We start from the raw sequence: 8,431 nt of genomic DNA on the forward strand, positions 1-8,431 counted from the left end.
GTAATGCCAAGCAGCAGAAAGCGAATCAGCCTTAACCGCTGCCCGCCGGACGCTGCCTGTTACGCGAGTCGGGAGACTCGCCCCACTCGTCGGCCTGCCGTTGCGCGCTGCGCGCTAAACGGCGGCCAGCGTGCAGCGTGCCTGCGGTGCTACCTACCGCTCTCGTTACTAGTGCGCAAACGCTGGCACAGCACGCGTAGAATATTACGCAGCACCTCGCCCCGCTCCTCCATCACATCATAAAAATCATCTTGGTCGAGGCGGAAGGCGCGCACCGCGCTCTGGGCCACGGCGGTGGCCGAGCGGGGCTCGGCATCGAGCAGCGCCAGCTCGCCGAAGAAGTCGCCGGCGCGGAAGGTGGTCAGCAGCTGCGGGCCGTTGAAGATGCCGACCTCGCCCTCATGCACGATGTAGAGCGAGGTGCCCAGGTCGCCTTTGGCAAAAATCTGGTGCCCGGCCGGGAAGCTGACTTCCTGCATGATGGGCACGATGCTGCTGAGCACGTTCTCGGGCGTTTGGGCAAAAAGGGCGGTGTGGCGGAGCAGGCCCACCCGGGCCTGGGCCGGCAGGTGGGCAGCGGCGGCGTGGTGGCTCATAAGCAAGTGGCGAAGGGCCGGGGCCAGCGCGAGCGCCGCCGCGTAGGTGGCGGGCTGGCTGGTGGCCAGGTGGTTGATGGCCGCAAGGGCGCTTTCCTGCAACAGCACGTCGGGGCTATCGAAGTAGGGCTGCCAGTGCGGTAGCTGGGCGGGCGTGGGCAGGTGCTGCCGCAACGCCAGGGCAATAGTCCAGTCGCTAAACGTGGCTTCGCCCTGCCGGATGACGTAAGCAGGCAGCGCCTCGGCAGCGTCGGTCGGTCCGAGCAACTCGTCGAATACCCGCGCTTTTTCGGCAGCGGGGCGCACGTCGAGTAAAGCTTGCAGGCCCTGATACCAGGCGCGCGGAATGAGGTTATCGAGAATTTCGAGGGCGTTGGCTTGGCGCTCGCGGGCGGCGTGGGCCACGCCGCGCTGCGCGTCGGCAATAATTTGCGGCGGGTATAGTTGCTGGAGCAGCCCGAAAATGCGTTGCGCGAGGCGGTGCAACTCATAATCGAGCGCCCGGCCCCACTCGCCCGCCGCGCCGGGGCGCGCCAGGCCGTGTAGCAGCCGTTGCGCCAGGCGCAGTTCGTCTTCTACCAATTCCTGAAAAACCGGCGCGTCGGCCGCTACCGGCGCGAAGCCGCGCAGGGCGCGCAGCGCCGCTTCGCGCCGGGCGGTGTGGGGCTGCCGGGCCAGCGCTACCAGCGCCTGCCGGCTGCCGGCCAGGCGCAATTGCCCAGCTACGGCGGCGGCGCGGCGGACCAGCATCTCGGGCGTGCCGGGGGCTAGGGCGGCGGCCAGCGCCGGCACGGCCGCCGCGCCCATCTCTAGCAGGCGGGTGGTGGCGGCAGGGCGCTGCTTTTTGTCAGCGAGCAGGCCGACTAGCTGCTGCGCCTCGGTGGTTTGGGTCGAGGTTTCTGGGGTTTCCGGGGTGGCAGCGGCTTCGGTGGTTTCGGCGGGTAGCTCGGTGCGTAGCTCTTCGGCCAGGGAAAAGCGGTGGCTGAGGGCGTGCTGTAATTCAGCCAGATAATGGCGATAAGTGCGGGTCAGAAAGAACAGCGCGCCGGCCATCAATAGCGCCATCCACACGAAGGGGAGCCAGTGCGCTACAGCCTCGTGGCCGGTCAGCAAGTACAGTAGGCCGCCCGCCAGGGCCATGCCCAGCGGCTCGTAGTAGCCCTTGGCCAGAGTGTGCGCTTGCAGGCGCTCGTGCGCCGCCAGCGGCTGAAACAGCACCAGAAACACGGGGTCGAACACGGCCCGGCGCAGCACTTCCAGCCCCAGATACAGCCCCACGAAGTAGATGAGCTGCGTCGATTCGCCCGCCCCGGCCCAACTGAGGCCGCCAAACAGCAGCAGCCCCAGCAGCACGGTGCCCGGCAGCGCCAGCAGCATCCGCCGGATGCCCAGCCGGTCGAGCGTAACTTGCGCCAGCCCGATTTTGAAGAGCATAGCTAGCAGGTAGGTGAGGGCCAGCACGCCGCCCACGTAGTGCATCACCGTGGCTTCGTCGTGAAACTTGTGCTTGACGTTGACGAAGAAAGAGTACTCTACGCCTGTCGTCACGGCCGCGATAGCCGTGAGGCTCAAGCAAATGCTGAGTACTAGGTTGTTATCGCCAAACAATTGCCGCCAGGCGCTGCTACCGGCCTCACGCTGGCGCCGGCCCGCCGGGCGCGGCTCCACGTCGTGCGAGCGTAACGTGATTTGCAGCACGCCGAACGCCGCGCCGTAGGCCACGAATGCCGCCAGCAGCAGGTAAAAAAGGTCGGTGTGGGCGTGGATGAGCACCGCCAGCCCCGCGCCGAGCGCCTTGGCCGGCATGTCGCCCGCGCTGATGAGGCCAAACAGCCGCTTGCTCTGCCGCACGTCGAACACCACCGCCGACACGCCCCAAAACTCCAGGTTAGTTAACAGATAAATAACTCGGTAGCCCGCCATGATGGCTACTGCCGCCGCCACCGAATGCCCCAGTAACAGGATGCCCAGCACGCCGGCCAGCGCCACCACGGCCAGTAGCACGCGGCTGGCCAGCTTTTGCAGCAGCCAGTGGTGCTCGAAATACGTGTAGATGCGCCCCGCCGCCATCATGGCCAGCGCGGCCGCGCCGTAGGCCAGCGGCAGGTTGCGCTCGGGGTTGTGCTCGAGCAGCAGCACGTTGGCCGCCACGTACACCTGAATGGTGCCGATACCGAGCAAAAAATTGTGCAGGAAAAACAGCCAGACCGTGCGCCCTTCGTCGGGGCGCACGCCCAGCAGCCGGTTCCAGGTAGGAGAGGCTAGCAAGGTGCGCGCAACTGATGAGCCGGCAAGTTAGGTTGCTTCGCAATTAGTGCTTAGTAGGTAGTGCCTGGTGCTTAGCGTCTAGTCGAAGACTAAAATACTAAGCACCAGGCACTACCCACTAAGCACTAACTACTTAATCATGTCCACTTCCGCCTTAATCATGGCGTTGTAGCGCTGGCCGTTGCCGTTGGCCAGCGTCAGTTGGTTCCAGCCGCGGGCGATGGTGTAGTTCCAGGTGCGGCTTTCCTTGAACTCGAAGGTCGGGCGCATAATCTGGCCGAAGGGCGTGTAGCTCTCGTCCATGAAGTCGGTTTTGAAGAACTTGTCGCCGCTCACAATCCACTCCATCGCCACAAAAAAGCCTTCTTCGGGGGCCACGATGTTGTAGCTCGTGAGGTCTACCGTGTACCAGGCACCGCCGCCGGGGGCCGACACTACCACGTTTTGGGTCAGAATGTCGGTGTTGGGCGCGCTGTAGTTGCCGTCGGGCTTGTAGATGCGGACGCGGAAGGGCTCGCGCGGAAAGCCGTTTTCGCCGATGTAAAACGACACCGAGCGGATGTTGCCCAGCCGGTGGTTTTTGTCATTCTTGATGAAAAACGCGCACTGGCTGCCGGGCTGGCCTTGCAACAGGCCGTCGCCGGGGCGGTTGGAGGTAGCGCCGAGGCCCAGGTTTTTGACCTTGCCGCCCTTCACGGTTACGTTGCTGAGGGCGATGGCCATGCGCGGCACCTCAATAGTGAGGTTGGTCTGGGCCTGGCCGCGCTTCACCAAAATGGCCATATGCTTGTAGCCCAGCGCCATAATAACGAGCGAGTCTTGCTCGTTCTTGGTAGGCGCGGGCAGTTGAAACACTCCAAACTCGTTGCTGAGCGCGCCGGTTTGCTCTTCGCGTAGGCTAACGGAGGTGAAGGGCAGCGGCTCCTTAGTTTCTTTGTCTACGATGTGCCCGGATAATAATACCGGGGCCTGCGCTTGCGCTAAGTTAGGTAGGCAAAATAAGAATAATGCAAAGTAAAGTAGGCTTCTGTACATAAATAATAGCTATTTAATTGCGGTAATACAAATCTATAAATAAAGTGCCTGAGTGCCACAAGTTGCACATAAAAAAGTATACTCCACTGTAGGGTAAGCTTCAGCTTACTAAGTGAGGAAAAGGCAAGCTAAAGCTTACCCTACAGCCCGGTGCGGAACCTTGGACGGCCAAACGGGCGTATCTTTGTTTAAATCCCGTCTAAATAGCTCCGGCACCTTGGCTTTCCTTCGTCGTTCTTCTTCCGCCGCCGCGCCCGCCCCGGTTTCGCTGCGCCGCACCGCCAACGATTTGCAGGTAGGCGAGCGCGCTACCGTGTGTTGCCTCAAAGACCCCGAGATGGCCCTCAAGCTGCTCGAAATGGGCTGCATCCCCGGCACGCAGGTGCGCCTGGCGGGCCGTGCGCCACTCGGCGACCCGCTGATGCTGGTGCTTGGTGATGAGGAATATACGCTGTCGCTGCGCGTGAGCGAGGCGGCCACGATTCAATTAAAAGACTAAACCGACCTTTTTTCCGCCGATGCAGGACATTCCCACTGCGCCCCGGCCGACTACGCTGCCGCCCGCCGAGGCCCGGCCGGCTGCCGACCACCTGCCCCGCCTTGCCCTCATCGGCAACCCCAACTCGGGCAAAACCTCGCTTTTCAACCAGCTCACGGGCCTCAACCAGAAGGTCGGCAACTTCCCCGGCGTGACCGTGGACCGCAAAACGGGCGTCGCCCAGCTCGGCGGCCAGCGCCGGGCCGAGATTATCGACCTGCCCGGCACCTACTCGCTCTACCCCAAGAGCCTCGACGAGCGCGTTATCACCGACCTGCTCTACAACCCCGACTCGGCCGACTACCCCAACTTCGTAGTGGTGACGGTGGATGCCAGCAACCTGCGCCGCAGCTTGCTGCTGTTCAGTCAGTTGGCCGACCTGGGCTTGCCCGCCATTCTGGCCCTCAACATGACGGACGTGGCCGCCGAGCGCGGCATCCAGATTGACCTGCCCGCCCTGGAGCGCGAGCTCGGCGTGCCCGTAGTGCCTATGAATGCCCGCAAGGGCGTGGGCGTGGCGGCGCTGCGCATCGTGATGGCCGACCGCCTGGCCGCGCCGCCCGCCCTGCGCTTCTGGGAGCCCACCGACGAGCTATTGGCGCTGGTGCGTCAGATTCGCTACTACTTCAACCTGCACAACGACTACCTGGCGCTGCACTACGCGCACCAGTTTCGTGGCCTGAGCTTTTTGAGCGACGACGGCCGCGCTTATATTCAGGAGCTTACCGAGAAATATAAATTCGACTCGACCGCCCGGCAGGCCGAGGAAACCATTGCCCGCTACGCCCGCATCAACGAGCTGCTGCTCGAAGTAGTGACCGTGACGCGCACCGAGCAGCGCGAGCCGGTATCGAACCGCATCGACAAGGTGCTGACGCACCGCATCTTCGGCTACCTCATTTTTCTGGCGGTGCTATTTCTGCTGTTTCAGGCCATTTTTGCCTGGGCGCAGTACCCGATGGACCTCATCGACCAGGGCGTGGCCAGCTTGAATGAGCTGATACAGGGCCACTTCCACGGGCCGCTGGTGCGGCTGCTCACGGAGGGCGTCATTGCCGGGCTGGGCGGGGTCGTGATATTCATTCCGCAGATTGCCTTGCTCTTTGCCTTTTTGGCGGTGCTGGAAGAAACGGGCTACATGGCCCGGGTTACTTTCCTCATGGACAAGCTGATGCGGCCCTTTGGGCTGAGCGGCAAGAGCGTGGTGCCGCTGATTTCGGGGCTGGCGTGCGCGGTGCCGGCCATCATGGGGGCGCGCACCATCGAGAGCTGGAAAGACCGGATGCTCACCATTTTCGTGACGCCGCTTATGTCGTGCTCGGCGCGCATCCCGGTGTACACGGTGCTGGTGGCGCTGGTGGTGCCCGATGAGTCGTGGCTAGGCATTTTCAACATGCGCGGGCTAGTGCTGATGGGCTTGTATTTGCTCGGGCTGGTATCGGCGCTTATCTCGGCTTTTGCCTTGAAGAAAATCCTCAAAGCCCGCGAGCGCAGCTACTTCATCATGGAGTTTCCAGTGTACCGCTGGCCGCGCTGGAAAAACGTGGGTCTTACTATCGTGGAGAAGGTCAAAGCCTTTATCTTTCAGGCTGGTAAGGTGATTGTGGCCATTTCGGTGCTGCTGTGGGTGCTGGCCAGCTACGGCCCGGGCAACCGGCAGGCCGAGGCCGAAAAGCAGGTGCAACAGCAAGCCGCCGCTCAGCGTTGGCCCGCCGCCGAAACCGAGCGCCAGGTGGCTTCGGCCCGCCTCGAAACCTCCTACGCGGGCACGTTTGGCCACGTCATCGAGCCGGTTATCCGGCCGCTGGGCTTCGACTGGAAGGTAGGTATTGCGTTGCTCACATCCTTCGCGGCGCGGGAGGTGTTTGTGGGCACCATGAGCACCATCTACAGCGTGGGCCAGGATGCCGACCTGGGCACCGTACAGCAAAAGCTCGCCAACGAAAAAGACCTGAACGGCCAGCCGTTTTTCACGCCGGTGCGGGCGCTGTCGCTGCTCGTGTTCTACGTCTTTGCCATGCAGTGTATGAGTACGCTGGCCGTCACCTACCGCGAAACCAAAAGCTGGCGCTGGCCCCTCGGCCAGCTCGTGTACATGACCGGCCTGGCCTACGCCGCTTCGCTGCTGGTGTGGCAGGTATTTAGTTAAGCTGTTAGCTGACAGCTGCTGGCTGTTAGCCTTCCGCAATACAAAAGGCTAACAGCCAGCAGCTATTAGCCAATAGCAAAAAAATGAACTCCTACGAAACCCTGCTGCACCTCGCCTTCCGTGACCCCGCCGACCAGGCCAAGTACCTGACGCCCGTAGCGCTGGGCGCCTACGCTGCCTTTGAAAAAGCCCCGCGCGCCGAGCAGGCGTTTCGCTTCGAGCAGTGGCGGTTGGGCGTGGCGGCCAGCCTGCTACGCCTGGTGGCCGACCTCGGCGACCACGACGAGGCGCGCCGCGCCTCCGATGTGCTGCACCGTGCCCTGAGCACTGCCCGCTCGCCCGAAGACATTGACAAGCAGATTCACAAGGAAACCAAGCTGTTCGACCAGATTTATACTAATCTCTACGTGAACGAGGAAGGCGAGGCGCTGCTCGACCTCTTCGCCCACGCCCTCGACGCCGACGCGCCCGACCTGCTGGCCCAGGTAACGGATGAGGCCGTGGACCAGGCGCGTCAGCTTGATTTTGACGCCAGAAACGAGGATGAAGAGTAATTTTTGATAGTTTGGCGCGCACTGGTACGCCCTACCTTTGCGCTTACGCATGACCCCTATCCAGTACCTCACCACGGCGGCCCAGGTGGCCGACGTGGCTTCCCACCTCGCCACGCTGCCGCGCATCGGCATCGATTTGGAGTTTGACGATAACCGCTACCGCTACGGCCGCCACCTGGCCCTCATCCAGGTGTTTGACGGCGAGGTGGTTTACCTCATCGACCCGCTGCCGCTGGAGCCCGACATGGCCGCCGGCCTGGAGCCGCTGTTTGCGGTGTGCCGCAACCCAGATGTGGCCAAGGTTTTTCACTCCTGCAAGTCGGATATTCTGCTGCTCGACGAGCTGTTTGGCGTGCATTGCCGCAACATCGTGGACACGAGCGTGCAGTTTACGCTGCTGGCCTTAGAGGATAATAATATCTCGCTCGGTCGTCTCATTCAGAGTGAGTTGGGCTTTGAGGTTGATAAGGGCGAGCAGAAGTCGAACTGGCTGAAGCGCCCCCTCACCGAGGCCCAAAAGGAGTACGCCGCCAACGACGTGCTCTACCTCTTCGAGCTCACCGACCGCCTCACCGTGCGCCTGCAAGAGCAGGGCCGCGCCCAGTGGGCTGCCGAAGAAAACCACGCCCTCGAAGCCGTGCGCTACGGCCGCGACGAGCTGCGCCCGCACCTGCGCCTGGCCGGTAAGTACCGCATTACGCCCCAGGAGCTGCCGCTGTTCCGCGAGCTATACGCCCTGCGCGACCGCGTGGCGCGCCAGCTCGACCGCCCCAGCTACATGGTGCTCAGCAACGACCGCTTGGCCGAGCTCACGCGCATGCCCATCGCCTCGCACGGCGCGCTGCGCGGGGCCGGCGGCCTGCACCCCGACCTCAAGCGAGCGCCCTACGCCGACGAGCTGGTAGCGCTGGCCACCGCCGACCTCGCCCCCGATGGCCCGCTGCCCGCCGACCAGCGCCGCCCGCAGCCCTTCCGCCGCCGCTTCAACGGCCCCATCGCGGCTCGCGCCGAGGCCCGCGAAACCCTGCTGCAAGCCTTAAAAAACCACCTGGCCGCCGACTACAGCCCCGTGCTGGCCAATACCGTGCTCAGCAACCGCCTCATCGGCGACGTGGTAGAGCAGGGCAGCCTGGCCGCCCTGCGCCCCTGGCAGCGCCAGTTGCTGGGCGAAACCGCCAGCCAGCACGGCCTGCCGATAAGCGACCTGGAAGCGCCGCTGGCGTAGCTAGCGCAAGGTTTCGCCAGGTAAAAAGAGGTCTCGCAAGGTGTAGCAGTTGCTTACCTTGCGAGA

At 63.3% G+C, this 8,431-nt stretch carries 6 protein-coding genes; 4 read left to right on the forward strand and 2 right to left on the reverse strand.

What is annotated here, in order from left to right; translation table 11 throughout:
• Positions 1-149 precede the first annotated feature (149 nt).
• Both VFO93_RS04240 and VFO93_RS04245 read right to left on the reverse strand, forming a co-directional pair.
• Positions 150-2,864, reverse strand: coding sequence for a cyclic nucleotide-binding domain-containing protein (locus VFO93_RS04240; protein WP_325133079.1), 2,715 nt, complete (start codon positions 2,862-2,864; stop codon positions 150-152).
• Between the two features lie 129 nt (positions 2,865-2,993).
• On the reverse strand, positions 2,994-3,899 hold the full coding sequence (locus tag VFO93_RS04245) for a carboxypeptidase-like regulatory domain-containing protein (RefSeq protein ID WP_325133080.1): 906 nt from the start codon (positions 3,897-3,899) through the stop codon (positions 2,994-2,996).
• 217 nt (positions 3,900-4,116) lie between these two features.
• Here VFO93_RS04245 and VFO93_RS04250 point away from each other — a divergent pair, with 217 nt between their 5' ends.
• From VFO93_RS04250 to VFO93_RS04265, 4 genes are all read left to right on the forward strand, one after another.
• Positions 4,117-4,398, forward strand: coding sequence for a FeoA family protein (locus tag VFO93_RS04250; RefSeq protein WP_325133081.1), 282 nt, complete (start codon positions 4,117-4,119; stop codon positions 4,396-4,398).
• 19 nt (positions 4,399-4,417) lie between these two features.
• Entirely contained in the window at positions 4,418-6,586 is a 2,169-nt protein-coding gene (gene feoB, locus VFO93_RS04255; RefSeq protein WP_325133082.1) for a ferrous iron transport protein B, read from the forward strand.
• A gap of 83 nt (positions 6,587-6,669) precedes the next feature.
• Positions 6,670-7,140 (forward strand): hypothetical protein, encoded by a 471-nt coding sequence (locus tag VFO93_RS04260; protein ID WP_325133083.1) that lies wholly within the window; start codon positions 6,670-6,672, stop codon positions 7,138-7,140.
• A gap of 49 nt (positions 7,141-7,189) precedes the next feature.
• A complete protein-coding gene (locus VFO93_RS04265) occupies positions 7,190-8,365 on the forward strand; it encodes a ribonuclease D (RefSeq protein WP_325133084.1) in 1,176 nt (391 codons plus the stop codon).
• The last annotated feature ends 66 nt before the right edge of the window (positions 8,366-8,431 follow it).

The organism is Hymenobacter sp., assembly GCF_035709525.1.
Taxonomy (GTDB): domain Bacteria; phylum Bacteroidota; class Bacteroidia; order Cytophagales; family Hymenobacteraceae; genus Hymenobacter.

What these genes read in the sequence shown, in the direction of transcription:
- VFO93_RS04260 (WP_325133083.1), top strand. Translation starts at nt 6,670, where the DNA reads ATGAACTCCTACGAAACCCTGCTGCACCTCGCCTTCCGTGACCCCGCC.
- feoB (WP_325133082.1), top strand. Translation starts at nt 4,418, where the DNA reads ATGCAGGACATTCCCACTGCGCCCCGGCCGACTACGCTGCCGCCCGCC.
- VFO93_RS04245 (WP_325133080.1), bottom strand. Translation starts at nt 3,899, where the DNA reads ATGTACAGAAGCCTACTTTACTTTGCATTATTCTTATTTTGCCTACCT.
- VFO93_RS04265 (WP_325133084.1), top strand. Translation starts at nt 7,190, where the DNA reads ATGACCCCTATCCAGTACCTCACCACGGCGGCCCAGGTGGCCGACGTG.